This window comes from Stenotrophomonas sp. STEN018 (assembly GCF_056760235.1).
On the sequence record NZ_JBRREK010000016.1, the window covers coordinates 16,498 to 42,627 of the forward strand.

General features: G+C 62.1%; 25 protein-coding genes and 1 tRNA gene. 24 read left to right on the forward strand and 2 right to left on the reverse strand.

The features are described 5' to 3' along the window. The first annotated feature begins 41 nt into the window (after positions 1-41). The 11 genes from rpmF (at position 42) to ACVOMB_RS08395 (ending at position 9,447) form a co-directional block, all read left to right on the forward strand. Positions 42-239 (forward strand): 50S ribosomal protein L32, encoded by a 198-nt coding sequence (rpmF, locus tag ACVOMB_RS08345; RefSeq protein WP_057628937.1) that lies wholly within the window; start codon positions 42-44, stop codon positions 237-239. Positions 240-330: 91 nt separating this feature from the next. Continuing rightward, a complete protein-coding gene (locus ACVOMB_RS08350) occupies positions 331-1,296 on the forward strand; it encodes a beta-ketoacyl-ACP synthase III (protein WP_481530736.1) in 966 nt (321 codons plus the stop codon). Positions 1,297-1,617: 321 nt separating this feature from the next. After that, positions 1,618-2,562, forward strand: coding sequence for an ACP S-malonyltransferase (gene fabD / locus ACVOMB_RS08355; protein WP_481530737.1), 945 nt, complete (start codon positions 1,618-1,620; stop codon positions 2,560-2,562). 85 nt (positions 2,563-2,647) lie between these two features. Further along, positions 2,648-3,391, forward strand: coding sequence for a 3-oxoacyl-ACP reductase FabG (gene fabG, locus ACVOMB_RS08360; protein ID WP_481530738.1), 744 nt, complete (start codon positions 2,648-2,650; stop codon positions 3,389-3,391). Positions 3,392-3,542: 151 nt separating this feature from the next. Then, a complete protein-coding gene (gene acpP / locus ACVOMB_RS08365) occupies positions 3,543-3,782 on the forward strand; it encodes an acyl carrier protein (RefSeq protein WP_054659808.1) in 240 nt (79 codons plus the stop codon). A 123-nt stretch (positions 3,783-3,905) separates the two neighbouring features. Further along, positions 3,906-5,168: a beta-ketoacyl-ACP synthase II gene (gene fabF, locus ACVOMB_RS08370; RefSeq protein ID WP_481530739.1), complete on the forward strand. Its 1,263-nt coding sequence runs from the start codon at positions 3,906-3,908 to the stop codon at positions 5,166-5,168. A 313-nt stretch (positions 5,169-5,481) separates the two neighbouring features. Next, positions 5,482-6,834, forward strand: coding sequence for an aminodeoxychorismate synthase component I (locus ACVOMB_RS08375; RefSeq protein ID WP_481530740.1), 1,353 nt, complete (start codon positions 5,482-5,484; stop codon positions 6,832-6,834). 72 nt (positions 6,835-6,906) lie between these two features. Continuing rightward, entirely contained in the window at positions 6,907-7,965 is a 1,059-nt protein-coding gene (gene mltG / locus ACVOMB_RS08380; RefSeq protein WP_481530741.1) for an endolytic transglycosylase MltG, read from the forward strand. Positions 7,966-7,999: 34 nt separating this feature from the next. After that, positions 8,000-8,959: a DNA polymerase III subunit delta' gene (locus tag ACVOMB_RS08385; protein ID WP_481530742.1), complete on the forward strand. Its 960-nt coding sequence runs from the start codon at positions 8,000-8,002 to the stop codon at positions 8,957-8,959. Beyond that, positions 8,956-9,309: a PilZ domain-containing protein gene (locus tag ACVOMB_RS08390; protein WP_481530743.1), complete on the forward strand. Its 354-nt coding sequence runs from the start codon at positions 8,956-8,958 to the stop codon at positions 9,307-9,309. Before ACVOMB_RS08385 ends, ACVOMB_RS08390 begins: the two co-directional genes overlap by 4 nt. A 63-nt stretch (positions 9,310-9,372) precedes the next feature. Continuing rightward, positions 9,373-9,447, forward strand: a tRNA-Val gene (locus ACVOMB_RS08395). Between the two features lie 150 nt (positions 9,448-9,597). Here the strand turns inward: ACVOMB_RS08395 and ACVOMB_RS08400 are convergent. Beyond that, positions 9,598-9,990 carry a hypothetical protein gene (locus tag ACVOMB_RS08400; RefSeq protein WP_481530744.1) on the reverse strand — a complete coding sequence of 131 codons (393 nt, stop codon included), beginning with the start codon at positions 9,988-9,990 and terminating at the stop codon, positions 9,598-9,600. A 365-nt stretch (positions 9,991-10,355) separates the two neighbouring features. Further along, the gene (locus ACVOMB_RS08405) at positions 10,356-10,802 is read right to left on the reverse strand and encodes a helix-turn-helix domain-containing protein (protein WP_481530745.1); all 447 of its coding nucleotides are present in this window, start codon (positions 10,800-10,802) and stop codon (positions 10,356-10,358) included. On the opposite strand from ACVOMB_RS08405, the gene ACVOMB_RS08410 reads away from it, so the two are divergent. The 13 genes from ACVOMB_RS08410 (at position 10,801) to ACVOMB_RS08470 (ending at position 26,040) form a co-directional block, all read left to right on the forward strand. After that, positions 10,801-11,016 (forward strand): hypothetical protein, encoded by a 216-nt coding sequence (locus tag ACVOMB_RS08410; RefSeq protein WP_481530746.1) that lies wholly within the window; start codon positions 10,801-10,803, stop codon positions 11,014-11,016. The two genes, ACVOMB_RS08405 and ACVOMB_RS08410, sit on opposite strands and share 2 nt — an antisense overlap. Before the next feature lie 127 nt (positions 11,017-11,143). Continuing rightward, entirely contained in the window at positions 11,144-11,650 is a 507-nt protein-coding gene (gene tssB, locus ACVOMB_RS08415; RefSeq protein ID WP_481530747.1) for a type VI secretion system contractile sheath small subunit, read from the forward strand. 3 nt (positions 11,651-11,653) lie between these two features. Then, entirely contained in the window at positions 11,654-13,147 is a 1,494-nt protein-coding gene (gene tssC, locus ACVOMB_RS08420; protein WP_481530748.1) for a type VI secretion system contractile sheath large subunit, read from the forward strand. Between the two features lie 88 nt (positions 13,148-13,235). Next, positions 13,236-13,736, forward strand: coding sequence for an Hcp family type VI secretion system effector (locus ACVOMB_RS08425; RefSeq protein ID WP_481511481.1), 501 nt, complete (start codon positions 13,236-13,238; stop codon positions 13,734-13,736). A gap of 5 nt (positions 13,737-13,741) precedes the next feature. Continuing rightward, positions 13,742-14,563: a type VI secretion system accessory protein TagJ gene (locus ACVOMB_RS08430; RefSeq protein ID WP_481530749.1), complete on the forward strand. Its 822-nt coding sequence runs from the start codon at positions 13,742-13,744 to the stop codon at positions 14,561-14,563. A gap of 12 nt (positions 14,564-14,575) precedes the next feature. Next, positions 14,576-15,079, forward strand: coding sequence for a type VI secretion system baseplate subunit TssE (gene tssE / locus ACVOMB_RS08435; RefSeq protein WP_481530750.1), 504 nt, complete (start codon positions 14,576-14,578; stop codon positions 15,077-15,079). Beyond that, positions 15,079-16,947 carry a type VI secretion system baseplate subunit TssF gene (tssF, locus tag ACVOMB_RS08440; RefSeq protein ID WP_481530751.1) on the forward strand — a complete coding sequence of 623 codons (1,869 nt, stop codon included), beginning with the start codon at positions 15,079-15,081 and terminating at the stop codon, positions 16,945-16,947. Before tssE ends, tssF begins: the two co-directional genes overlap by 1 nt. Further along, positions 16,920-17,984, forward strand: coding sequence for a type VI secretion system baseplate subunit TssG (tssG, locus tag ACVOMB_RS08445; RefSeq protein ID WP_481530752.1), 1,065 nt, complete (start codon positions 16,920-16,922; stop codon positions 17,982-17,984). The genes tssF and tssG overlap by 28 nt, the downstream gene beginning before the upstream one ends. After that, positions 17,981-20,707 carry a type VI secretion system ATPase TssH gene (gene tssH, locus ACVOMB_RS08450; RefSeq protein ID WP_481530753.1) on the forward strand — a complete coding sequence of 909 codons (2,727 nt, stop codon included), beginning with the start codon at positions 17,981-17,983 and terminating at the stop codon, positions 20,705-20,707. Before tssG ends, tssH begins: the two co-directional genes overlap by 4 nt. A gap of 24 nt (positions 20,708-20,731) precedes the next feature. Further along, positions 20,732-21,877, forward strand: coding sequence for a PI-PLC domain-containing protein (locus ACVOMB_RS08455; protein WP_481530754.1), 1,146 nt, complete (start codon positions 20,732-20,734; stop codon positions 21,875-21,877). Between the two features lie 96 nt (positions 21,878-21,973). Then, complete coding sequence (locus ACVOMB_RS08460; protein WP_481530781.1) at positions 21,974-22,234, forward strand: PAAR domain-containing protein; 261 nt, start codon at positions 21,974-21,976, stop codon at positions 22,232-22,234. 450 nt (positions 22,235-22,684) lie between these two features. Beyond that, positions 22,685-23,233, forward strand: a complete 549-nt coding sequence (locus ACVOMB_RS08465; protein ID WP_481530755.1) for an ECF-type sigma factor — start codon at positions 22,685-22,687, stop codon at positions 23,231-23,233. Then, positions 23,203-26,040 (forward strand): serine/threonine-protein kinase, encoded by a 2,838-nt coding sequence (locus ACVOMB_RS08470; protein WP_481530756.1) that lies wholly within the window; start codon positions 23,203-23,205, stop codon positions 26,038-26,040. Before ACVOMB_RS08465 ends, ACVOMB_RS08470 begins: the two co-directional genes overlap by 31 nt. Positions 26,041-26,130: the final 90 nt, after the last annotated feature.

The following is a 26,130-nucleotide window of genomic DNA, read 5'->3' on the forward strand; positions in this document are numbered from 1 at the left end:
TTAAACGACGAAGCAAACGAAACCGAGTTTGGAGCAATCCCATGGCTGTGCAGAAATCCCGTGTTACCCCGTCCCGCCGCGGCATGCGTCGTGCCCACGACGCCCTGAGCGCAAAGCAGCTGTCCACCGATCCGACCACCGGTGAAGTGCATCTGCGTCACCACATCACTGCTGACGGTTTCTACCGCGGCAAGAAGGTGATCACGACCAAGTCGACCCTGGTCGCTGAAGAAGATTGATTTGTGACGGCTGCCGCCACCTGAGCGTGGCGGTTGTTGCACCGATTCTTCCGGGGCCGCCTACGGGCGGCTTCGCGCAATAGGAAACAGCATGAGCAAGCGGATCTACTCGAGGATCGCGGGCACCGGTAGTTATTTGCCCGAGAAAGTGTTGACCAACGATGATCTGACCAAGATTGTCGAAACGACCAACGAGTGGATCGAGTCGCGCACGGGTATCCGTGAGCGGCACATCGCTGCCGAAGGCGAAACCACCAGTGACCTGGGCTACAACGCGGCTTTGCGCGCGCTGGAAGCTGCTGGCATTGAGGCGTCGCAGCTGGACATGATCATCGTGGGTACCACCACGCCGGATCTGATTTTCCCGTCTACTGCTTGCTTGATTCAGGCCCGCCTTGGCGTGGCTGGCGCGGCAGCGTTTGACGTCAATGCGGCATGTTCGGGCTTCCTGTTTGCCCTGAGCGTGGCTGACAAATTCATTCGCAGCGGTGACGCCAAGCACGTCTTGGTGATCGGTGCGGAAACCCTGACCCGTATCGTTGACTGGACTGACCGCACCACCTGCGTGTTGTTCGGCGATGGCGCGGGCGCCGTCGTGCTCAAGGCCGACGAAGACACCGGCATTCTCAGCACCCATCTGCATGCCGACGGCAGCAAGAAAGAATTGCTGTGGGATCCGGTTGGCGTGTCGGTCGGCTTCGACAAGCCGGGCAACATCATCATGAAGGGCAATGACGTGTTCAAGTACGCCGTCAAGGCGCTGGACTCGGTTGTTGATGAAACCCTGCAGGCCAACGGCCTGGACAAGTCCGACCTGGATTGGCTGATCCCGCACCAGGCCAATCTGCGCATCATTGAAGCCACGGCCAAGCGTCTGGACATGCCGATGGACCAGGTGATCGTGACCGTCGACAAGCACGGCAACACCTCGTCCGGCTCGGTGCCGCTGGCACTGGATGCAGCGATCCGTTCTGGTCGCGTCGAGCGCGGCCAGCTGTTGCTGCTGGAAGCCTTCGGTGGCGGTTTCACCTGGGGCTCGGCGCTGCTGCGCTACTAAGCGTCTCCCGCATAGATATGTACCGCACGGGCAGCCAATGGCTGCCCGTTGTCGTTAGTGGCACTACGCTCCCTCCCTTTGCCGCAGGCAAGGGGAGGGCTGGGGAGGGGGGCTTTACCGCCGTTGACGTTGCAGTGGCTTCGCGGCTTACGCCGCTTCTACAAAGAAATGCCGGCATACGCGCCAAGGCTTTATCGGTAGAGCCCCTGCCGAGCATGGCTCGGCACTACAAGGCCGTGCTGCTGCATACGCGCCAGTACAGACGGGCGGGCGCTTTCGCGCTTATTATTCCGGCCTTCGATTGAAGCAGCAGAAGACCGCGTGACTGACTCCCGACTCGCTTTCGTATTCCCCGGCCAGGGCTCGCAATCCATTGGGATGTTGGCCGAACTGGCTGAACTGCACCCGCAGATCCGTGACACCTTTGCCGAGGCCTCCGAAGGCGCGGGCGTTGATCTGTGGGCGCTGACCCAAGGCGGCCCGGAAGAGCAGCTCAATCGCACCGAATTCACCCAGCCGGCCTTGCTGGCCGCCAGCATCGCGGTATGGCGCCTGTGGAATGCACAGGGCGGCGCAAAGCCTGCGGTATTGGCCGGGCATAGCCTTGGCGAGTACACCGCACTGGTCGCTGCTGGCGCTCTTACGCTGCACGACGGCGCACATCTGGTGCGTCTGCGCGGCCAGCTGATGCAGGACGCTGCCCCGACCGGTGTTGGCGCCATGGCCGCCGTGCTCGGCGCCGAAGACGCGCTGGTGCTGGAAGTCTGCGCCGAGGCCGCGGGTAGCCAAGTCGTAGTGCCGGCCAATTTCAACTCGCCCGGTCAGATCGTGATCGGTGGCGACGCTGCTGCAGTGGATCGCGCCTTGGCGCTGTTGGCTGAAAAGGGCGTGCGCAAGGCGGTGAAGCTGGCCGTCAGCGTGCCGTCGCACACGCCGCTGATGCGCGAAGCCGCCAACCGTCTGGCTGCGGTGATGAACGGGCTGGCGTGGCAGCAGCCGGCCTTGCCGGTGGTGCAAAATGTGGATGCGCAGGTGCATGACGGTGTGGATGCCATTCGTCAGGCGCTGGTGCAGCAGCTGTACCAGCCGGTGCAGTGGACCGGTTGCGTGCAGGCGCTGGCCGCGCGCGGTGTCACCCGTGTGGCCGAATGCGGCCCGGGCAAGGTGCTGACCGGTCTGGTCAAGCGCATCGACAAGAACATCGAAGGGCGTCCGCTCGCCACCCCGGCAGACTTTGCCGGTGCATTGGAAGAGTGGGCAAACTGAGCAACCGATTGCGACGCGGGCGCAACCTGCGCCCGGTCATGATGGGCGCTGCGCGTGCGCGGTGCCATGCATACAAGGAACAGAAATGAGCAAGCCATTGCAGGGTGAAATCGCGCTGGTAACCGGTGCAAGCCGCGGTATCGGTGCCGCCATTGCCGACGAACTGGCCGCGCTGGGCGCAACCGTGATCGGCACCGCCACCACCGACAACGGCGCCGCCGCCATCGGTACGCGTCTGGCAGCACTCGGCGGCCACGGCCGCGCACTGAACGTGACCGAGCCGGGCGCGGTGGATGCGCTGATCGATGCGGTGAGCAAGGAATTTGGTGCCATCAGCATCCTGGTCAACAACGCCGGCATTACCCGCGACAACCTGCTGATGCGCATGAAGGACGAGGACTGGCAGGCCATCCTCGACACCAACCTGACCAGCGTCTACCGCACCTCCAAGGCGGTGATGCGCGGCATGATGAAGGCGCGCAAGGGCCGCATCATCAATATCGCTTCGGTCATCGGCGTCACCGGCAATGCCGGCCAAGCCAACTATGCCGCCGCCAAGGCTGGCATCATTGCGTTCTCCAAGTCGCTGGCCAAGGAAATCGGCAGCCGCGGCGTGACCGTCAACGTGGTCGCACCGGGCTTCATCGACACGGATATGACCAAGGATCTGCCCGAGGACGCCAAGGCGGCGATGCTCGGCCAGATCGCGCTGGGCCGCCTCGGCGAGCCGGTAGACATCGCAAAAGCGGTGGCGTTCCTGGCCGGTCCGTCGGCCAGCTACATCACCGGCGAAACCCTTCACGTGAACGGCGGTTTGTACATGCCGTAAGCGTGGCGTGCATGGACTGCACCCAAGTGATTGATCGTTGTGGCTTTTTTGTTCAGAAACACCGCCGCGACGGTTTCCACTACACTATCCCACGGCCAGCCCTGGGGGCTGGCGTCTTTTGAACCACTACTCCATCTGGAGCGATATCCTAATGAGCACCATCGAAGAACGCGTCAAGAAGATTGTTGTTGAGCAGCTTGGCGTCAAGGAAGAAGAAGTCACCACCAGCGCATCGTTCGTCGATGACCTGGGCGCAGACTCGCTTGACACCGTTGAGCTGGTGATGGCGCTGGAAGAAGAGTTCGAGTGCGAAATCCCGGACGAAGAAGCCGAGAAGATCGGTACCGTCCAGGCTGCCATCGACTACGTCAAGGCACACGTCAAGGCCTGATCCAGGTCTGACAAGGCGCGGTTGGCAAGCATGTCTGCCGCGTTGCAAACCCATGGGGCCGCTGATGCGGCCCTGTGCTTTTAAGCTTCAATCTCCCCGCGTGCGGGGCCAGGAGAATCCGCAATGAGTCGTCGCGTAGTTGTTACCGGCATGGGCATGGTGTCGCCGCTGGGCAATGATCTGGCCAGCAGTTGGGAAGGCATCATCAATGGCCGCTCGGGCATTGGCCCGCTGACGAATGTCATTGATGGCTACCTGGAGCGCTTCACCACCAAGATTGCAGGTGAGGTCAGGGATTTCGACATCACCGCCGACAACCCCTTGTTCGGCAAGTTTCGGGTCAGTGGCAAGGATGCCAAGAAGATGGACCCGTTCATCCATTACGGCCTGGGTGCCGCCTTCATGGCGCTGCACGACTCGGGCCTGGAAATCACCGACGCCAACGCTGAGCGCATTGGCGCCATCGTCGGTGCCGGTATCGGCGGCCTGCTCGGCATCGAAGAGCAGACCATCGATTTCCACGAAGGCAAGAAGATCTCGCCGTTCTACGTGCCCAAGACCATCATCAACATGCTGCCGGGCCAGCTGAGCATCATCGCCGGGCTGAAGGGCCCGTCGTTCTCGGCAGTGTCGGCTTGCGCCACGTCCAACCATTCCATCGGTACGGCGATGCGCATGATCCAGTACGGCGATGCCGACGTGATGGTTGCCGGTGGCGCCGAGCGTGGTTCCTCGCCGACCGCACTGGGCGGCTTCTGTGCGATGAAGGCCATGTCCACTCGCAACGACGCGCCTGAAAAGGCCTCGCGTCCGTGGGACCAGGACCGCGACGGCTTCGTCCTGGGCGACGGTGCCGGCATCCTGATCCTGGAAGAGTACGAACACGCCAAGGCACGTGGTGCCAAGATCTACTGCGAGCTGGCCGGCTTCGGCGCAAGCTCCGACGCGTACCACATGACCGCACCGAGCGAGAACGGCGAAGGCGCCGCCCGCTGCATGGTCGCGGCCATGAAGGACGCAGGCGTCACCCCGGAACAGGTGGGCTACCTCAACGCACACGGCACCTCCACGCCGCTGGGCGACCTGGGCGAGACCATGGCGATGAAGACTGCCTTCGGTGCGCACGCTTACAAGATGCTGGTCAGCTCGACCAAGTCGATGACTGGCCACCTGTTGGGTGCGGCTGGCGGCGTGGAAGCGATCTTCTCGGTGATGGCGCTGAACACCGGCATCATCCCGCCGACGATCAACCTGGAAAACCCGAGCGAAGGCTGCGACCTGGACTACGTGCCGAACGTGGCCCGCAAGGCCGACGTGGACGTGGTGATGTCGAACGGCTTTGGCTTCGGCGGCACCAACGGCACGCTGGTGTTCAAGCGGATTTAAAGCAAAGTTACGGCTTTGCTTGAGGCTTGAGCTTCTCGCATTGCTTGTAGCTCCTGCCTGTCGCTTTGCTCGAAGCTGTTGATTGTTGCTTTGCTTGACGCTTCTGCTTTTCGCTTTGCTTGAAGCTTTTGGCTTTAGCTTTGCTCAACGCTTTGCTCAAAGCCCCTCTCCCGCAAGCGGGAGAGGGGTTGGGGTGAGGGCAGCTTCAAAGCTCTAAAAGCTTTAAAGGCTCCCCCTCATCCGCCCTTCGGGCACCTCCTCCCGCAGGCGGGAGAAGGAATAGCCAGCTTTCCAGACTTTCCTCGGGCCCACGATGCACATCCTCCCCCTGCACGCCGACACCGACCTGCTGGCGTTGCATCGGCTCGCACCGCATCGCTATCCGGTTCTGCTTGAATCCACCGCTGCCGGAAAGCTCGGCCAGTGGGACATGCTGCTGATCGCCAGTGGCGGCCAGCTGCTGCTCAATGCAAACGGCAGCCTGCAGCGCGAAGACGGCACCTCAGTCGAAGGCGATTTCCTCTCAGCCCTCGACCGCGACTGGCAATCCCTGCACCAAGCCCGCAACCCGATGGAAGCGGATATCCCGTTCCGCGGCGGCTGGGCCTTGCTGCTCGATTACGAGCTCGCCCAACAAGTCGAACCGATCCTGCAGCTGCCACAGCGCACTGATGGTCTGCCAACCGCAATCGCGCTGCGCTGCCCGGCAGCGGTACTGCGCGAACGCGACAGCGGCCGCTGCATCGCCATCGCCGAAGACGACGCCGCAGACCTGCTCAGTCAGCTCCAACACGATCAAGCCGATGCAGCGCAGCTGCCAGCCTTGCCGCATTGGAACGGCCCGAGCGCCATCGGCGAAGACGCAGGCGAGCGCTTCACCGATGGCGTGCACAAGGTCATCGATTACCTGCATGCCGGCGACGTCTTCCAGGTAAACCTGTCGCGCCGCTGGCAGGCCCAGTTCGACGCGCCACTTGCACCCGAAGCGCTGTACGCGCGCCTTCGCACCGCAAATCCCGCGCCGTTCGCCGGCCTGTTCACAGCAGCCGGTCGCGCTGTGGTCAGCTCCTCGCCGGAGCGTCTGGTCTCGGTCAACGGCGATGTGGTGCAGACCCGTCCGATTGCCGGCACACGCCCGCGCTTCGCAGGCGACGACGATGCCGCGCGCATCCAGGAACTGGTTGGCCATCCCAAGGAGCGCGCCGAGCACGTGATGCTGATCGACCTGGAGCGCAACGACCTGGGCCGCATCGCCGCACCCGGCAGCGTCGAGGTCGATGAACTGATGATCGTGGAGAGCTATGCCCACGTGCACCACATCGTCAGCAACGTGCGCGCGCGCCTGCGCCCGGACGTCACCCCGGGCGAAGTGATCGCTGCTACCTTCCCCGGCGGCACCATCACCGGCTGCCCCAAGGTGCGCTGCATGGAGATCATCGCCGAGCTGGAACAGACCGCGCGCGGTGCCTATACCGGCGCCTTTGGCTGGCTGAACCGCGATGGCGACATGGACCTGAACATCCTGATCCGCACCGCGGAAGTGCAGGGCAGCACCGCCAGCTTCCGTACCGGTGCCGGCATCGTGGTGGATTCGGTGGCCGACAAGGAGCTGGACGAAACCCGGGCCAAGGCGCGCGGCCTGTTGCGTGCGCTCGATCCACAATGATGAACGCCGTTTTGGCTGGCGTTGCCGCCAGCGCGGTATCCTGCGCGTCAATTCTTTGAAGACGGGGTGACCATGGCGGGTGCCAAGCGCGGATGTCTGCTGGTGTTGGCGGTGCTGGTATTGCTGCTTGCCCTGGCTGGCGCAGGTGCGGCCTGGTTGTGGCAACGGCAGAGCAGTTTTGCTGATGCGCCGCTGACCCCGTCCGAGGCAAGCATCACCATCGCCTCCGGTGATTCCCTCACCAGCGTGCTGCGCAAGCTGCGAGCTGCCGGCGTCGACGAAGGCGATGACCTGCAATGGCAGCTGCTGGCCCGCCAGCTCGATGCCGCCGGCAAGCTCAAGATCGGCGAATACGCATTGGAGCCGGCACCCACGCCGCGCCAGCTGCTGCTGAACATGCGCCAGGGCAAGGTGCTGCAGTACCGCGTCACCATCGTCGAGGGCTGGAACATCCGTCAGGTACGTGCCGCCTTGGCGCGTGCGCAGCCGCTGCAGCACGAAACCACCGATCTGGCCGACACTGAGCTGATGGCCAAGCTCGGCTTCCCCGATCAGCACCCGGAAGGCCGCTTCCTGCCGGAAACCTACGTCTACCAGCGTGGCGACAGCGACGTGGACGTGCTCAAGCGCGCCCACGCCGCGATGGAAAAGGAACTGGCCGCCGCCTGGGCCGAGCGCAGCGACGACCTGCCGCTGAAAACGCCATACGAACTGCTGATCCTGGCTTCCATCATCGAGAAGGAAACCGGCCTGGCCAGTGAGCGCCCACAGATTGCCGGCGTGTTCGCGCGGCGCCTGAAGATGGGCATGCGCCTGCAGACCGACCCAACCGTGATCTACGGCATCGGCAGCGCCTACGACGGCAATATCCGCAAGATCCACCTGACCACCGACACGCCGTACAACACCTATACCCGCGCCGGCCTCACGCCAACGCCGATCGCCATGCCCGGCCGCGATGCGCTGCACGCCGCCGCCAAGCCGGCACCGGGCGATGCGCTGTACTTCGTCGCCGTCGGCGATGGCAGTGGCGCGCACGTGTTCTCCGCGTCCTATACCGATCACAACACCGCTGTGGCCGAGTACCTGAAGCGGCTACGCGCCAAGCGCAGCGAGGCGGCGGCGCAATGAGCGGCATGACCCGAATGATGTACAGGATGTCCCGATGAGCGAAGCACTCGCCCCTTGGCAGCAGCGCGTCTATGACCAGACCGTGGCCGCACTCGACGTGGGCCGGCTTGGTCACGGCCTGCTGCTGTGCGGCCCGGCCGGCATGGGCAAACGCGCGGTGGCATTGCGGCTGGCCGCGCATGTGCTCAACCACGGCGCGGACCCAGCGGCACGCCAGCGCAACGCGCAGTTGATCGCTGCCGGTACCCATCCGGACCTGCAGTTCACCAGCTTCATCCCCAACAAGACCGGCGACAAACTGCGCACCGAGATCGTCATCGATCAGGTGCGAGAGATCTCGCAGAAGCTGGCGTTGACCCCGCATTACGGCGTCGCCCAGGTGGTCATCGTCGATCCGGCCGATGCCATCAACCGCTCCGCCTGCAACGCCTTGCTGAAGACGCTGGAAGAGCCGTCGCCCGGTCGCTACCTGTGGCTGCTCAGCGCCGACCCGGCGCGTCTGCCGCAGACCATCCGCAGCCGCTGCCAGCGCCTGGAGTTCCGCATGCCGCCGCGTGAGGAAGCCATGGCGTGGCTGCAGGCGCGCGGCTATACCGAAGGCGTGGCGCGCGAAGCGCTGGACGCCGCGCGCGGCCACCCGGCGCTGGCCGACCAATGGCTGCAAGGCGAGGGCATGGCCCTGCGCCGGCAGGTCGCCAGCGAGCTGGAGCAGCTGCTGGCCGGCAAGCTGGGCAGCGTCGAGCTGGCCCAGCGCTGGACCGGCGACGACAACGCCGACCTGCGCCTGCGCCATGCTGCCGACCTGGCACTGAAGAAAGCAGCCGACGGCTTGACCGATCCGGCCCGATTGAACAAGCTGGCCGCCTGGTTTGATGCCGCCAATCGCACCCGCGATCTGCTGCGCACCACCATCCGCGCCGACCTGGCCGTGGTGGAGCTGCTGCTGGCATGGGGCGCGGCCAACCAAGTGCAATCCAAGGGGACAATTCGATGAGTGCGATGAACGCCCGCCAGGGCATCCTTTCGCTGGCGGTAAAGGACAAGGCAGCGCTGTACGGCGCCTACATGCCGTTCGTGAAGAACGGTGGCGTCTTCGTACCCACGCCCAAGCGTTACTTTCTCGGCGACGAGGTGTTCCTGCTGCTGACCCTGCCAGACTCCAGCGAGCGCCTGCCGGTCGCCGGCAAGGTGGTCTGGGTCACCCCGCTGGGCGCACAGGGCAACCGTCAGGCCGGCATCGGCGTGCAGCTGGCTGAAGGCGCCGACGGCGAGGCCATCCGCAACAAGATCGAGACTTTGCTGGCCGGCACCTCCAGCTCGGACAAGCCGACCCAGACGATGTAAATCGATGTGAAGAAAGCGGTTGACGTGTTCGCTCAGGCCCCTATAATGAGCGGCTCGCAACACGGGCGGTTAGCTCAGCGGTAGAGCATTGCCTTCACACGGCAAGGGTCACAGGTTCGATCCCTGTACCGCCCACCAAGCGACATCAAGAGAAAGCCACCTCCGGGTGGCTTTTTTCGTTCATGGAGCCCTGCAGGGTTGGGCCGGTAGCAGCATGTGGCGCTGCTGCGTTCATGCGATCCGGATATACCGAGCGATCCAGTCGATTGTTGAAGCCTTTTCAGGGCTTCATTGACCGTGCAAACCAGACAGCGTGCCAATCAGCGCTTCTTGCTGATATTCGCTGTTGCCAAAGAATCCCTGCTGACCAACGACAACATTCTGCGCAACCGTGTGTGCAGCAACCGCTCTTAGCGGGATGGCTGCGATTGCAAGAAGATCCTCGCGTGTTGCCGGGGTGGTGCCATGCAGTACTGCATGGTTTTCCCTGCGAACAAAGCTGCCGATATTCAGTGCTGTTATTGGCTGGTTGAGCTCATCATCGGTCAGCGAGTTGTAGAACGTGGACACCCGCGGTGACTGGCCGGTGGTCGCTCGGAAAAAGCTTTGCGCTGTGTCCCTGAAATTTCTCATCGTGTATGGCGATGATGACGAACCTGAAGAGAAGGGGTTCCAAGACATGGGCTTGCTCCGGGTAGTGGTTGCCTGATGCGCGAGCTACGCTGCTCCTGCGTGCTCCCTACAGCTGCGACGACTCCATATCAGGTAGGGCGGTGCTGCTGCCTACAGCTGGATTGTTTCTTCATGTTCGATGAGGATTCTTCGATGCTCAACGCATGCGCTGATCATGTGCAGCCGCAGCGCGTCAGGACAGCTTGCTGCGCACGATCAAGAGCGCTCTGTACGGTTCGCACGTGCTGGGTCTTGGGTTTCCGTCACGGCGGTTACCGACAGTCATCCAGTGAAAAAAAGACGGAGCATCGAATGCGCTTTGTTCGGGAACAAATTTTCTTTGCAGGCTGCCTGGGCGGTGTGATCGGTTTCTTTCAACACAGTTGGCAGGACTTGCGCCAGTTTGCGGGCGACATGCCGTAGCGAGCCTGGAATGAACGTTGGAACTGCCGTTCTGATGAGAACCCAACTTCATACAACAGCCAAGTGAGACTGCAGGTAGGGTTGCCTCTCAGATGCATATGCGCGAGTTGCAGGCGCTTGTCGCGGATGAAACTGGCGATGCCGCCGAGCGGCTGGAAGCGGCGGTAGAGCGTGGCGCGCGATAGGTTGAATGCACTGCGAATCATGCGCTCGCCAAGATCGTAGTCGCCAATTCGACCATCGATATAGTCGATGATGTCATGCAGCAGTACGTCCTCAGCTTCCAGTGGCCTGCTATTGAAGCTCGTTGAATAGTCGATCTCTTTGATCGGACAAATTCTGTCGGTGAGTACAAGAGAGTGCGTAAGAGAGTGTGTGCTGTGTCCTGCAATGGTCATGGTTCGTCGCCGCGACCCACAATTTGGGGTCCGTTACTTAAACAAAACGCAAAAAGCGACAGAAAACCATCATCCAATCTGCGATTTCATTTTCGGCGTAAAGGTTGAGACGGATTGTCGTGTGTGCGATGCGTGGCCGTTCCTAGACTTCGCCGGCATTGAGTGGGGTTCGTTCGACTCGGTGCTGGATTGCGGTGGTGATGACGCAATGTGACTCACCGGCAGTGCGTGGTGCATATGACGGAGATAAGTCGAAGGCATGAAGATGGAGGGTAGGACCCGCCTGCTTCCGGCCCGCTGTCTTCGTGCCGGAACTGATCGGTCTAATCGGAGGCAAAGTCGTGGCAAACAGCCAGAAGTTCATTGCGCGCAATCGCGCACCGCGTGTGCAGATCGAGTACGACGTAGAGTTGTACGGCGCACAGAAAAAAGTGCAGCTTCCCTTCGTGATGGGCGTCATGTCGGATCTGTCCGGTGCGAACGCAGGTGAGTTGCCCTCGCTGGAAGATCGCAAGTCGTTGGAGATTGATGTCGACAATTTCGACAGTCGCCTGCAATCAATGAAGCCGCGCGTAGCCTACTCGGTTCCGAATACGCTGACCGGCGAGGGCAGCCTGAACGTCGATATCACGTTCGAAAGCATGGACGATTTTTCGCCGGCTGCGGTCGCGCGCAAAGTAGCCCCGCTGGCCAAGTTGCTTGAGGCCCGCACGCAGCTGGCCAATCTGGATACGTACATGGATGGCAAGGCTGGCGCGGAGGAGCTGATTGCGCAGGCCATGCGTGATCCCGCGTTGATGCAGGCGCTTGCATCTGCCCCCAAGCCCGGCGAGCCGGAACAGGAATAAGCCATGAATACTGAACAGCTGGCAGAGTCTGGCAGCGTTGAAGCCGCGTTTGAGAGTGGCGACTTTGCCGCCCTGCTCAACAAGGAATTCAAGCCGAAGAGTGAGCGCGCCAAGGAAGAGGTTGAATCCGCAGTGCGTACCTTGGCTGAGCAGGTGCTCAGTCGTGCCGATATCGTCGGTGATGACGTATCGCAGACGCTCAAGGCGTACATCGCCGAGATCGATCGCAAGCTCACCGAGCAGCTGAACCACATCATCCATCATGCTGATATGCAGCAGCTGGAAGGTGCCTGGCGCGGCCTGCACTATCTGGTGAACAACACCGAGACCGACACGCAGCTCAAGATCCGCGTGCTGAACATCTCCAAGAAGGAACTCGGCAAGACCCTCAAGCGTTACAAGGGGACTGCATGGGACCAGAGCCCGATTTTCAAGAAGATCTACGAGCAGGAATACGGCCAGCTTGGTGGTGAGCCGTATGGCTGCCTGGTGGGTGATTACTATTTCGACAACTCGCCGCCGGATGTGGAGCTGCTGGCCGGCATTGCACAGGTGGCTTCCGCTGCCCACGCACCCTTCATATCGGCAGCAGCGCCGAAGTTGATGGGCATGGATGGTTGGAACGAGCTGGCTAATCCGCGTGACCTCGCCAAGATTTTCACCACCCCGGACTACGCGGCATGGCGCTCGCTGCGCGACTCCGAGGACTCGAAGTACATCGGCCTGGCGATGCCGCGAACACTGTCGCGCTTGCCGTACGGGGCCAGTACCAATCCGGTCGATGAGTTCGATTACGAGGAAGACACTGCCGGCGCTGATTCGGCCAAGTACACCTGGCAGAACGCGGCCTATGCGATGGCGGTGAACATCAACCGTTCCTTCAAGCAGTACGGCTGGTGCTCGCGCATCCGCGGCATCGAGTCCGGCGGCGCGGTTGAAGGGCTTCCGGCACATACCTTCCCCACCGACGACGGCGGTGTGGACATGAAGTGCCCGACCGAAGTGGCAATCACGGATCGTCGCTCGGCCGAGTTGGACAGGATGGGCTTGATGCCGCTGGTGCATCGCAAGAATTCGGATATGGCAGCGTTCATCAGCGCGCAGTCGCTGAACCAGCCGGCCGAGTACGACAACCCGGATGCAACCGCCAATGCTGCATTGGCCGCACGCCTGCCGTACATGTTTGCCTGCAACCGCTTTGCACACTATTTGAAGTGCATCGTGCGCGACAAGATCGGTTCGTTCTCCAACCGCGAACAGATGCAGAAGTGGCTGGGCAACTGGATCCTGCAGTACGTGGACGGTGACCCTGCGAACTCCAGTGAGGAGTACAAGGCCAGCCATCCGCTCGCCGCTGCCGAGGTGATTGTGGAGGAGGTCGAAGGCGCGCCTGGCTACTACACCTCCAAGTTCTTCCTCAAGCCGCATTACCAGCTGGAAGGGTTGACGGTGTCGCTGCGCTTGGTATCGCGTCTGCCGTCCCAGGCCAAGGCCTGATCCAAGGTTTCAACCACGCCGGTGGCTGGGTAGTCGTCGGTGTTTCCCATTGATCTACGCGATCACACGAAAATGAAGGAGTGGTTTCATGGCATTTGACATGCATCTGAAGTTCAAGGGCGGCACGGTCACCATCGAGGGTGGCTCGACCCATGGCAAGCACAAGGGCGAAATCCCGGTGTTGGCTTGGTCCTGGGGCGTGAGCAATAGCGGCGACCTGCATAGTGGCGGCGTCAGCTCGGGTGGCAAGGCGCACGTGCAGGATATCTCCATCACCAAGTACGTCGACAAGAGCTCCAACGCACTGTTGCAGGCCGCTTCCACGGGTGCACGCCTGGATGAGGCATGGCTGTACGTGACCAACGCAACCGGCGAGCAGACCGACTACGTCACCATTCACCTGAGCAACGGCGTGTTGATCACGTCGGTGTCGACCGGTGGCTCCGGTGGCGAAGATCGCCTGACCGAGAACATTACCCTGCACTTCGGCAAGTTCCAGTACGGCTTCCAGCCGCAGAAGCCCGATGGCAACGCGGATGGCGCAGCCAAGACGTTCACTTACGACATGCAGGCTGTGGCCAAGGGCTGATCGTCATGAGCATCCAGCTGACCACCGGCACTGTTGCCGGTTCGACCAACGAGGCCGCGGCGCTGCTGCGTGCAGGCCAGCTGGAACCGGCGCTGCAAGCGCTGACCGCACGTGTGCGGTCGGCGCCTGCAGATGCCAATGAACGCGTTTTTCTGTTTCAGCTGTTGGCGGTGATGGGGCAGTGGCGGCGGGCGGGTGAGCAGTTGCAGGCCGCGGTGCAGCTGGATGCCAACCTGAGCTTGATGGCGACAACCTGTGAGGTACTGCTGCGTGCGGAAGCGCTGCGTGCACAGGTGTTGGCCGGGCAATGCATGCCGCATGTTCTCGGCACGCCGGAGCCATGGCTGGCACCGTTGCTGCAGGCACTGCTGCTGGAGCAGAAGGGGCAGGTGGAAGCAGTAGCGCCGCTGCGCGAGTCGGCGCTGGAGCAGGCGCCGGCGGTAGCAGGGCATATTGATGGCGTCGCTTTCAGTTGGTTGGGCGATGCAGACGCACGCTTCGGGCCCTGCCTTGAGGTGATCAGTCAGGGCGGCTACGCCTGGGTGCCGCTGTCACAGGTGCAGGAGTTGCGACTGGACGCCCCCAAGGATCTGCGCGACATCCTGTGGTTGCCAGCGGAGATTTTCTGGCGTAATGGCACGCAGTCCATCGTATTCATCCCAGCGCGCTATCCGGGTACTGAAACCAGTGCAGATGATGCGCTGCGGCTTGCACGTGGTACGCATTGGGACGAGCAAGGGCGCGGCCTCGGGCAGCGCATGCTTGCCAGTGACGAAGGCGAGTACCCGCTGCTGGGAACTACCACGATCGTGTTTGACGCGGTGTAAGGGTGTTCGCCGATGGCTGAGCTGACCACCACCGAGCGATTGCAGCCATCCCTGCTGGATCGCCTGACCGATGATGAGCCTTTGCGCAGCTCCGAAAGTCGAGAGCAACGGGTGATTTCGCCGAGTCGCCTGCGCGAATGCGTGACCCGTGACCTTTCATGGTTGTTGAACTGCGTGCAGATGGCCAGTGACGCGGCCCTGGCCGACTATCCAGATGTTGCATCGTCGGTGATCAATTTCGGCATCCCGGATTTGACCGGTACGCAGTTGGCGGGGATCAACGTGAATCAATTGCAGCAAAGGCTGCGCATGGCCATTTTGGCCTACGAACCACGCCTTATTGCCAACACGCTGCAGGTTGCGGTGCGCGCGCAGCAATCGAACATGGACCGGAAATCGCTGGTGTTCGACATCCGCTCGGACATGTGGGCGCAGCCGATCCCGCTGGCCTTGTATCTGAAGACCGAAGTGGACCTTGAGACAGGAAAGCTGGACCTGGTCGAGGGCTATGCCTGATGGATCCACGCTTGCTGCGTCACTACAACCGCGAGCTGCAGCATGTCCGCGAAATGGGCGCGGAGTTTGCGCGCGAATTTCCGAAGATCGCTGGCCGCCTGGGGATGGATGGCATTGAATGTGCCGATCCTTACGTCGAGCGTCTGCTTGAGGGTTTCGCTTTCCTGACCGCACGTGTCCAGCTGAAGCTGGAGGCGCAGTATCCGGTGTTCACCCAGCACCTGCTGGAGATGGTCTACCCGAATTTCCTGGCTCCCCTGCCTTCGATGGCGGTGGTGCAGCTGCATCCTGACCTGAGCGATGCCAATCTTGCCGCTGGACATCGGGTGGCGCGGCATAGTGCCTTGCGAGGGCAGGTCGGTGCTGAAGAACGTACGGCCTGTGAGTACCGCACCGCGCACGAAGTAACGCTCTGGCCGTTGGCAATGGTGGAGGCCAAGTACTTCGACAGTCCGGCCGCATTGGCGGCAGCGGGCATCAACCTGCCCGCCGGGGCGGTGGTGCGCTCGGGGCTGCGCCTGCGCCTTGAGACCCAGGTGGGTGTGCCGGTGCAGGATCTGGCGATGGATGCTTTGCCGCTGTTCCTTGCCGGTGAAGCCGGCAAGCGTCTGTATGAGCAGCTGCTGGGCAACGCCGTTGGCTACCAGGTGAGGGGCGGCGGAATCGTGTCGCCGTGGCATGACGCAAGTGGTGTGCATGCGCGCGGCTTTGACGACAGCGAAGCACTGCTGCCGCATGACGGGCGCTCCTTCAGTGGCTATCGGCTGCTGCAGGAATACTTTGCCTGCCCGGAGCGCTTCCTTTTCGTTGAGTTCAGTGCGCTGCGGCGGACTCTGCAGCGGATCCCGGGGCAGGTCTTCGAGATCGTCGTCCTGTTCGATCGTAGCGTGGCCAGCCTGCACAACGCGGTCTCGGCTGAAAACTTCAGGCTGTTCTGCACCCCGGCCATCAATCTCTTTCCCCGGCGTGCGGACCGCATCCATCTGGATGCGGGGCGCAACGAGCACCATGTCCTGGTGGACCGGACCCGGCCGGTGGACTTCGAGATCCACAGCGTGACCCGCGTGGATGGCTTCGGCGACAGCCAGGAGTCGGAACAGCGCTTCGAGCCGTTCTACGGCGGCGACGCGCGCACCTGGCACGATCCGCATGCGGCGTACTACACCGTGCGCCGGGAGCCGCGGCAGTTGTCGGCCCGCCAGCGTCGGCAGGGTGCGCGCTCCAGTTATGTGGGCAGCGAGCTGTTTGTCAGTCTGGTGGATGCGCGCGACAGATCCTATCCAAGCCGGCTGCGTCAGCTTGGGCTGGAACTGCTGTGCAGCAACCGCGACCTGGCGCTGCAGTTACCGGTCGGGAAGGGGCAGAGTGACTTCCAGATGGACAACGGTGCCCCGGTTGCTTCGGTGCGATGCGTCGCAGGTCCAACCCGGCCACGTCCGGCAGGGGATGGCGGCGAGAGCGCGTGGAAGCTGCTCAGTCACCTGCAGTTGAACTATCTGTCGCTGTTCGAAGTGGGCGATGGGCAGGGCGTCAACGCACTGCGCGAGATGCTCTCGCTCTACTGCGATGCTCACGATGCAGGCGCCCAGCGCCAGCTGGAGGGAATCAAGTCGGTGCAGGCACGCCCCATCGTCAGGCGCATTCCGATACCTGGTCCGATCACCTTCGGCCGTGGTCTGGAGATCACCTTGACCTGCGAGGAAAACGCGTTCGAGGGAACCGGCGCCTATCTACTTGGAGGGGTTCTGCGCCAGTTCTTTGCCCGCTACGTGTCGGTCAACTCATTCACCGAGACGGTGCTGCGCACGGTCGAACGCAACGAGGTAGCGCGATGGACGGCATGTCCGGGCGCCCTGGCGCCGCTGTAACTGCGACGCAGGCGCAGCTGTTTGCTGCGCTCGCCGAGCGGCCGTACGCGTTTGAGTTGTTTGCCGCGCTGCGCCTGATAGAGCGTGCCCACCCGCAGCATCCACGGCTCGGGCGTTCGGTGCGGCCGGCCGATGATCCGGTACGGCTACGGCACTCGCCGTCGCTGGCATTTGCCAACAGCGACATCGAGCGTTTCGACGTGAGTCAGACCGGCGCGCCGCCCGCACTGCATGGCCTTGTATTGGGCCTGTTCGGGCCGAATGCACCGTTGCCACTTCACCTGACCGAGTACGCGATGCAGCGCCAGCTGCATGCGCGCGACCGGAGTTTCGTGGCGTTTGCCGATGTGTTCCATCACCGCCTGCAAGGTCTGTTCTACCGGGCCTGGGCCGATGCGCAGCCGGTGGTACAGGCCGAGCGCGGTGATGATGATCGCTTTGCCCTGTACCTCGGGGCTCTGGTTGGCTTGGCAACGCCGGGGCTGCAAGGACGCGACCGGTTGCCGGATAACTACAAACGACATTTCGCCGGAAGGCTGGGCGCGCTGGCGCGCAACCGCGAGGGTTTGCAGGGGTTGTTGCAGCAAGCCATGCGGGTGCCCGTGCAGATTGTCGAGTTCGTTGGCGAGTGGATGCGGCTGCCTGCCGACAGTCGCCTGCAACTTGGCCGTGGCCGCGCCAACCAGCTTGGCCGCAGTGCCGTCCTGGGTGCGCAGGTGCGCGGCTGCCAGCATCGCTTCCGGGTGCGGATAGGTCCGTTGGATCTGGTGTCGTTCCGGCAGTGGTTGCCGGGCGGAGATGCATTGGCGCAGTTGACGGCGGCAGTGCGCAGCTATGTCGGCGATACCCAGTCCTGGGACCTGCAACTGCTTTTGCGTGCCGATCAGGTACCGCCCATGCGGCTGGGCCGTAGTGGCCGGATTGGCCTGGACAGCTGGATAGGGCAACGCGCCTGGAGTGTGACGGATGCTGATGAAGTGGTCGTCCACCCGCGTTTGGCCAGTGCTTTTTGTGAATCACCAGGAGCTTCACCATGACCGAGATTAGTCGTAGTGCATTGTTTGGAAAGCTCAACCCGCTGGCTTACCGTGCGATCGAGAGCGCCACGGTGTTCTGCAAGCTGCGTGGCAACCCCTATGTCGAGCTTGTGCATTGGGTCCACCAGATCCTGCAGCTGCCTGATTCGGACCTGCACCGGATTCTCCGTCACTTCCAGATTGAGCCTTCGCATCTGGCGCGTGATGTCACCGCTGCGTTGGACCGCCTTCCGCGCGGTGCGGGCGGTGTGACCGACCTGTCATCCAACATCGAGGAGGCAGTGGAGCGGGGTTGGGTATATGCATCGCTGAGCTTCGGTGAGGCGCAGGTGCGCACTGGCTACCTGGTGGTGGGTATCCTTAGTGTGCGTACCTTGCGCAGCGTACTGAGCGGAATCTCGCGCGAGTTCGACAAGCTCAAGCCGGAGGCGCTGAGCGAGCGCTTTGCCGATATCGTTGCCAGCTCACCTGAGGAAGGCCAGCGCCCGAGCGATGGTTTCCAGCTGGGCAATGCGGGTGCGCCGGGCGAGGCAAGTGGGGCGATTGCGCCAGCGGCGATGGGCAAGCAGGAAGCGCTTGCGCGCTTCACCACTGACCTGACCGCGCAGGCGCGCGATGGCAAGCTTGACCCGATCGTTGGCCGTGATGATGAGATCCGCCAGGTGGTCGATATCCTGATGCGCCGCCGTCAGAACAACCCCATCCTGATCGGCGAAGCGGGCGTCGGCAAGACGGCGGTGGTGGAAGGGTTCGCCCAGCGCATCGTGCGTGGTGACGTACCACCGGCATTGAAGGAAGTGGAACTGCGTGTGCTGGATGTGGGCTTGCTGCAGGCCGGCGCGAGCATGAAAGGTGAGTTCGAGCAGCGCCTGCGTGCGGTAATCGAAGAAGTGCAGGCCAGCACCCGCCCGATCATCCTGTTCGTTGACGAAACCCACACGCTGGTGGGAGCAGGTGGTGCAGCCGGTACCGGCGATGCGGCAAATCTGCTCAAGCCTGCACTGGCACGTGGCACCTTGCGGACCATTGGCGCGACCACGTTTGCCGAGTACAAAAAACATATCGAGAAAGACCCGGCGTTGACCCGGCGTTTCCAATCCATCCAGGTCGACGAACCGGATGAGATCAAGGGCGTGCTGATGATGCGCGGTGTGGCCAGCACCATGGAAAAGCACCATCAGGTACAGATCCTGGACGAGGCGCTGGAGGCATCGGTCAAGCTGAGCCATCGCTACATCCCGGCCCGGCAGTTGCCGGACAAGTCGGTCAGCCTGCTCGACACCGCCTGCGCGCGCGTCGCGGTGAGCCTGCATGCGGTACCGGCCGAGGTGGATGACAGTCGTCGACGTATCGAGTCGCTTGAAACCGAGCAGCGCATCATCGCCCGCGAAGCTGCGGTCGGCGTGGAAACCGCCGAGCGGGCCGCGGTGGTGGAGATCGCGCTGGCGGGTGAACGTGAGCGTCTTGCTGCGTTGGAAGTCCGCTGGGACGCGGAGAAGGCGTTGGTTGATGAATTGCTGGAGCTGCGCGCGCAGCTGCGCAGTGGTGGTGCACCGGTTGAAGGCACGGGTAGTGCGCTTGAGGCACACGTGGGTGCTGAGGTGGCTACGGAGCCGACTGCCGCTGTGGTGGATCGGCCGGCGTTGCTGGCAAGGCTGCAGCAGGTACAAGGCGAGCTTGCGGTGCTGCAGGGCGAAAGCCCGTTGATCCTGCCGACCGTGGACTACCAGGCCGTGGCTGCGGTGGTTGGCGATTGGACTGGCATTCCGGTGGGGCGCATGGCCCGCAACGAGATCGAAACCGTGCTGCGCTTGCCCGAGTTGCTTGGCAAGCGGGTGATCGGCCAGGACCACGCGATGGAGATGATCGCCAAGCGCATCCAGACCAGCCGAGCTGGCCTGGACAATCCCTCCAAGCCGATCGGTGTATTTATGCTGGCCGGCACCTCCGGTGTTGGCAAGACCGAGACCGCGTTGGCCTTGGCCGAGGCGTTGTACGGCGGTGAGCAGAACCTGATCACCATCAACATGAGTGAGTACCAGGAAGCGCATACGGTTTCCTCGCTCAAGGGTGCTCCTCCTGGCTACGTCGGCTACGGCGAAGGTGGCGTGTTGACCGAGGCCGTGCGCCGTCGTCCGTATTCGGTGGTGCTGCTGGACGAGGTTGAAAAAGCCCATTCGGACGTGCACGAACTGTTCTTCCAGGTATTCGACAAGGGCTGGATGGAGGACGGTGAAGGTCGCCGTATCGACTTCCGCAATACCTTGATCCTGCTTACAAGCAATGCAGGCACCGACCTGATCGCCAGCCTGTGCAAGGACCCGGAGCTGATGCCGGACCCGGAAAGCATGGCCAAGGCATTGCGCGAGCCGCTGCTGAAGGTGTTCCCTCCGGCCCTGTTGGGGCGCCTGGTTGCCATCCCGTACTACCCGCTGAGCCCGGACATGCTGGGCCAGATCGTGCGCCTGCAGCTGGATCGCATCAAAAAGCGTGTCGAGCAGCGCTACAAGATCCCGTTCGACTATGACGACAGCGTGGTCGAACTGGTGGTCAGCCGTTGCAACGAAGGCGAATCAGGCGGGCGGATGATCGACGCGATTCTGACCAATACGATGCTTCCGGAAATAAGCCGGGAGTTCCTGGGGCGGGCAATTGGCGGACAAGGTATTTCCGGGGTTGAAGTTGGAGCTTCCGGTGGTGAGTTCTCCTACTCAATCGAATAGAAAATAAAGGCAATTGGTGAATATATGATTAGCTATGACAGGTATAGCGAGCGCCGCTTGAATACGCTTGTTTTTGCGGGCTCGCATGATGCGGCGATTGTAAATGGCAGTGATAACGCCAAGACGCAGGCGCTCAACATCTATGCCCAGGCGGTTGCGGGAATCCGGATTTTTGATCTTCGAATAATGAAGGGGATTACCGGTGGCTTGACGTCCTATCACGGGACCAAAGTCGGGCGTGTTCTTGTGGCGGGCACCAAGGGTATTGGACTTTCAAGGATACTTGCTGAAGCAAAGAGCTTTGTTTCGAACTATCCTTCTGAGTTCTTGCTTCTGAAGTTTGACAAGTGCTCCGGCTGGAAAGACATTGCCAACGAATGCGTTGATGTGCTTGCTGAGAATATGTACTCCGGCGGCGGCAATCTGAGCAGGAAAAGACTGTCGGATGTTGCTGGCAAGGTGGCTGTTCTATTTACGAAGGATGGCTATAAGGAAATCGCGAAGCTAAGGGAATTGGCTTCATCGTCAGCGGCCGGTGGCGTGAGTACGGGGCGGGAAAACGCGCTTTTAAGGGGTAGGCCGACTATTGCATCCATCATGCCGGTTAAAAATCTGTATTCGGACGGTGCGGTTTCGCCATACAACGACACGGAAGATGGATTGCAGTATGTCGGGAAGGGTGGCACTTCGCTCGACAACAAGGATTTTGACCAAAAGCTTGCAGATAACGTAAGAAAACAAAACAGAATAATGGGCGCCGCAATCAATGGTGCCGACCCGGAAGCATTTGGGATGATGTACTGGACGACCACGGGCTTGTTCAAGTCCATCCGGGAAAGAGATGAGCATAATTGGAACAGCCCGGCTCAAATGCGTGCGGCCGTCCAGGGTGGGATTGGGGGGGCGAATTACACCCCGCCGCCGCCACAGTTCGGCGATAGCATGAAAAGACTTTGGCTGCAGGGCATGGGGGCATATATGAATTTGAACATCCCGGTGGGTGCTAGACCCAATGGGATCGTTCCGCATGGCCAAGTCATCAAGCGTTTCATGCCTAATTTCGTAATGGTGGATTTTGCCGACGCACAGAAGTGCGAGGCTATTTTTGATCTGAACGACATGGACCTGCTTGCGGTGCGCACCGCGATGCTGCACTTTGGATTGACCTGAAGCCTTTGACTGTTCGCCTCCTGCCGGTTCTTTGCTGTTGCCTTTGTTTCTTAACGTAGGATTTTTATCTTGCAACCCGCAGCCCGACTGACCGACATGCACGCCTGCCCGATGGTGACGGGCATCATCCCGCATGTGGGCGGGCCTATCCTTGCGCCAGGTGCGCCCACCGTGCTGATCGGCAAATTGCCGGCAGCACGGGTGACCGATATGTGCACCTGCGTAGGGCCGCCGGACACCATCGTCAAAGGTTCGGCCAAGGTTTTCATCAAGGGCTTGCCAGCTGCGCGCATGGGCGACAGTACCGCGCACGGCGGGGTAATCGTGCTCGGCTGCTTCACCGTGTTGGTGGGCTGATCAAACTATTTTTTGAGCCTTTGCGGACAACTGTTTGTTTCCAGGCAGGGAAGATCGACGGGCCGACCGATACGATCTCCGTTTCATTCAAAAAGCTTGCCGGCGCAGGTACCTCTGGTGCTTACGAGATCTATCACCTGGGCTGATCGGCCAGGTTGGAATGCGTTGTGCCAATGTTGGACCGCCGCGCGGCCGTAGTAGCGATGTGAGCTCCTTCATGCTTTTTCTGTAGTGAGACGAATTGTCGCCTCGTGGTGGTGCTTGTTACCTATTCTCGGGTATTGCCATGGCTACCAGTCGGGCTAGTGTCTGTCTGCACAGAAGTGGCGGGCTGTGCGCATGAGGCTTTGGGGGGGGCAGAAGGGCTCGATGCCCCTGGGACCCTGATGCCCTGCTCGTTGCCGGGACTGATGCGGGGGATAAGGGCTTGTGAACACTGCTACGCCACCCATGGCACAGGATTCCATTACCTGTCTGCTTTCGCGTTGGCAGGGTGGAGATACGCCGGCCAGCGATGCACTTGCACGCCTGGTGTACGACGAGTTGCATCGCATCGCGGTGCGCAACCTGTCGCGGGGCATGTGCGGGGGGCTGCAGGCGACAGAGCTGGTCAGCGAGGCTTGGTTGAAGCTGTCCTCGCGCGAAAGTGAGTTCGCGTCGCGGGAGCATTTCTACGCGCTGGCGGCGCTGCAGATGCGGCAGTTGCTGATAGGGCTTGCGCGGGCACAAGCCAGCGCCAAGCGCAGTGGCGAGATGATTGCCTTGACCATGCGGCTGGTCGATCCGGCGCTCGCACCGGTGGACCTGGCCGGCATCGCGGAGGCATTCGAGGATCTGTCCCTATTGGATATGCGCAAGGCACAGGCCTTTGCGCTGACCGAGCTTGTGGGTATGACGGCGGCGGAAGCGGCGGAACTCCTGGCGATATCATTGCCGACGATCGAGCGCGACCTGCGTTTCGTTCGCACGTGGTTGGTATCGCGGCTGACGCGATGTTGAGCGCCGAGCGCTGGCACCGTTTGGAAATGCTTTTCCATCGGGCAACGGCATTGCCACAGGAAGAATGGGGCGGGTTTGCGCAGCGCGAGGCCGGGCATGATCTGCCGCTGCTGCAAGAGTTGGAAGCGATGCTCGGTGTGGCTTCGGAGGCCACGCTGCGCTTGCGGGGGCCGTTGCAGCAGGCGGTGGCCAGCTTGATGGCGCCGCCTTTGGAGCCGGGCACCCGCTTCGGGCCTTGGGCAATCGACGGCCTGATCGGTGCCGGTGGTATGGGCCGGGTCTATCTGGGGCATCGCGCCGATGGAGCCTATCAGCAGCGGGTGGCGATAAAACTGGTGGCAAATCCGTGGCTGGACGAGCGGCAACGCGCATTCTTCGAGTTTGAGTGCCGGATGCAGGCGCAGATGCATCATCCTGCCATTGCTCAGATCTACGACGCGGGTCTGCACGAAGACGAGCGTCCCTATCTGGTCATGGAATACATCGATGGCGAGGCCATCGACAGCTGGTGCAGCGGACGCAGGGCGAGCCTGGAGCAGCGTGTGCAGCTGCTCATGCAGGTCTGCGAAGGTGTGCAACACGCGCACCAGAAAGGTGTGATCCATCGTGACCTGAAGCCGCGCAATGTGCTGGTGGGGGATGTGGACGGCCGCGCGCAACCGAAGATCATCGACTTCGGCATCGCCATCGATGGCCTGGTGGATGCGCCGGGGGAATTCGCTGCAGGGACGCCGGGCTACATGAGTCCTGAGCAGGCTGGCAGGGATGGCGGCATTGATGTACGCAGCGATGTGTACTCGCTGGGGGTGCTGCTGCATCAATTGCTGTGTGGTCAGGTGCCGAGTGCCCTGGCCAGTACGGTGCTGTCGCCATTGCAGGTACTGTCGTCGTTGCCGGGTGAGGCGCAAGCCCGTTTTGCCTTGGACTGCCGTTCCACGCCGCGCCGGTTACGGCGTGCATTGGTGGACGGATTGGATGCCATCGTGCGCAAGGCCACCGATCCTGAGCGCGGCCGTCGCTATGAGGCGGTGTCCAATCTGATGGCGGACCTTGAGCGTTGGCAACGGCAAAAGTTGCCCTTGGGAGCGGCTGCTTCGCCGTGGTTGGTGGCGCGTCAGTTCCTGCGCCGCCACCGCCTGCCCGTGGCGACGGTATCGCTGGTTCTGGTATGCGTAGGGGTTGCGCTGCTGGCGTCGCTATGGGCCCTGTCGCAGGCGCATGCGCAGCAGCAGGTTGCCGCACAGCGTCGATTGCAGTTGGAGCGCACGGTGGCGTTTCAACAAGAGATGTTGCAGAGCGTTGATGTGGATGCCATGGGCCATGCGATGGAGCGTGCTGGCGCACGCGCACCGCCAGAAGTTGCGCGTGACCTGCTTGAGCGTTATGTGGTGGCGCATGCCTTGCAGCGCTTGCAGGTGGACTTCAAGGATGACCCGGTGCTTGCGACTGAGTTGCGGCAATCACTGGCCGGGGTTCTGGCCTCGATCGGGCGTTACCCAGGGGCGGTGCATGAGTTGCAGCTTGTGTTGCAGGACCTGCGAGTTCAGCAGCAGCCCGCTGAGCGGATGCTGGACGCCACAGTGGATCTTGCAGATGCCTTGTACCGGGAAGGCAGTTTCGATGCTGCGCACCAGCTTCTGCTGGGCACGCACGGCGCGGCTGCGAACGTGCCCGACACCGACCCGCTCTGGTTGCGTGCCGGTGCGCTGCAGGCGCGCGTGCTGCTGGCACAGGGGCGACAGCCAGAAGCACTGGCGCTGCAGTTGAAGCTGGAGCGGGACTGGACGCAGCGGTCCGGTCCGCTGGGCGCAGGCATGATGGAATTGGGGGTGGACATCGTCGGTACGTTGACCAGGATGTCGCGGCGTGAGCAGGCGCTGGAGCGGATGCAGGCGTTGTTGCCAATGCTTCGTTCCCGTTATGGGAGCAGTGCGCCGAGGACACTGTCTGCCAGCTTGATGATGGCTGACCTGCTCAACAGTGCGGGGGAGTATGAGCGCTCATTGGCGTTGGCATCGGAAGTGGCTGGCATTCGCCAGGGCACGTTGGGTGTGGATCACCCGGAAACCTTGCAGGCGTTGGCGTTGGAAGGTGCCAATCGGGTCCGGCTGGCGCAGGACGCACATGCGTGGGCAGCGGCCGAAGTGTTCATGACCGATCTGCTGCAGCGGCGCCAGCGGGTGTTAGGGGCTGCACATCCTGACACCTTGCGCAGCAAGGCCGACATGATTCGATTGCTGGCCAAGCAGAGTGCTCCTGCCAAATTGGACCAGGCTATCGCCATGCAGCGCGAGCTGCTTGCGACCCGCAGGCGCGTATTGGGGGAATTGCACCCCGATACTCTGTTCAGCCAGGGCGGATTGGCCAGCATGCTGGCAAACACGGATCGCCATGCGGAAGCCCGCAAGGCGGCGTTGGTGGCGCTTGATGGCTACCGCAAGGTCACGCCGGACCATGCGTTGATATCGGCCACCTGGGATGTGCTGGGTCGAATTGAAGACCACGCCGGGAACCTGGCCGCTTCGATTGCGGCGCATCGAACCGCGTTGCGGATGCGTGATGCCCGGCGAGGAGTATTGGATGCGCACACCACGGAAAGCGCGTCGCGCTTGTATCTGGTGTTGCAGCGCATGGGCGATCATGACGGTATGGCCCTGATCCGGTCGCGCTACCTCGATCCGGTAGTCGCCCAGGACCCGACGACATTGAATGCTTCACTGCGATCTGTACGCGCAGCAGCGGTCATGGCGTTGGCGGTGCCGGTGGCATCAAGTTCGTCCTCGGCTGCAATCCATGCCGGGCATTGAGACAAATTGTCGGTCGCCACGTGCTGCGTCATGTGAGCATCGCCGGGCCAGTCAGCGGCACTAGTTCGGACGTGACGTCGGACTTCGGCA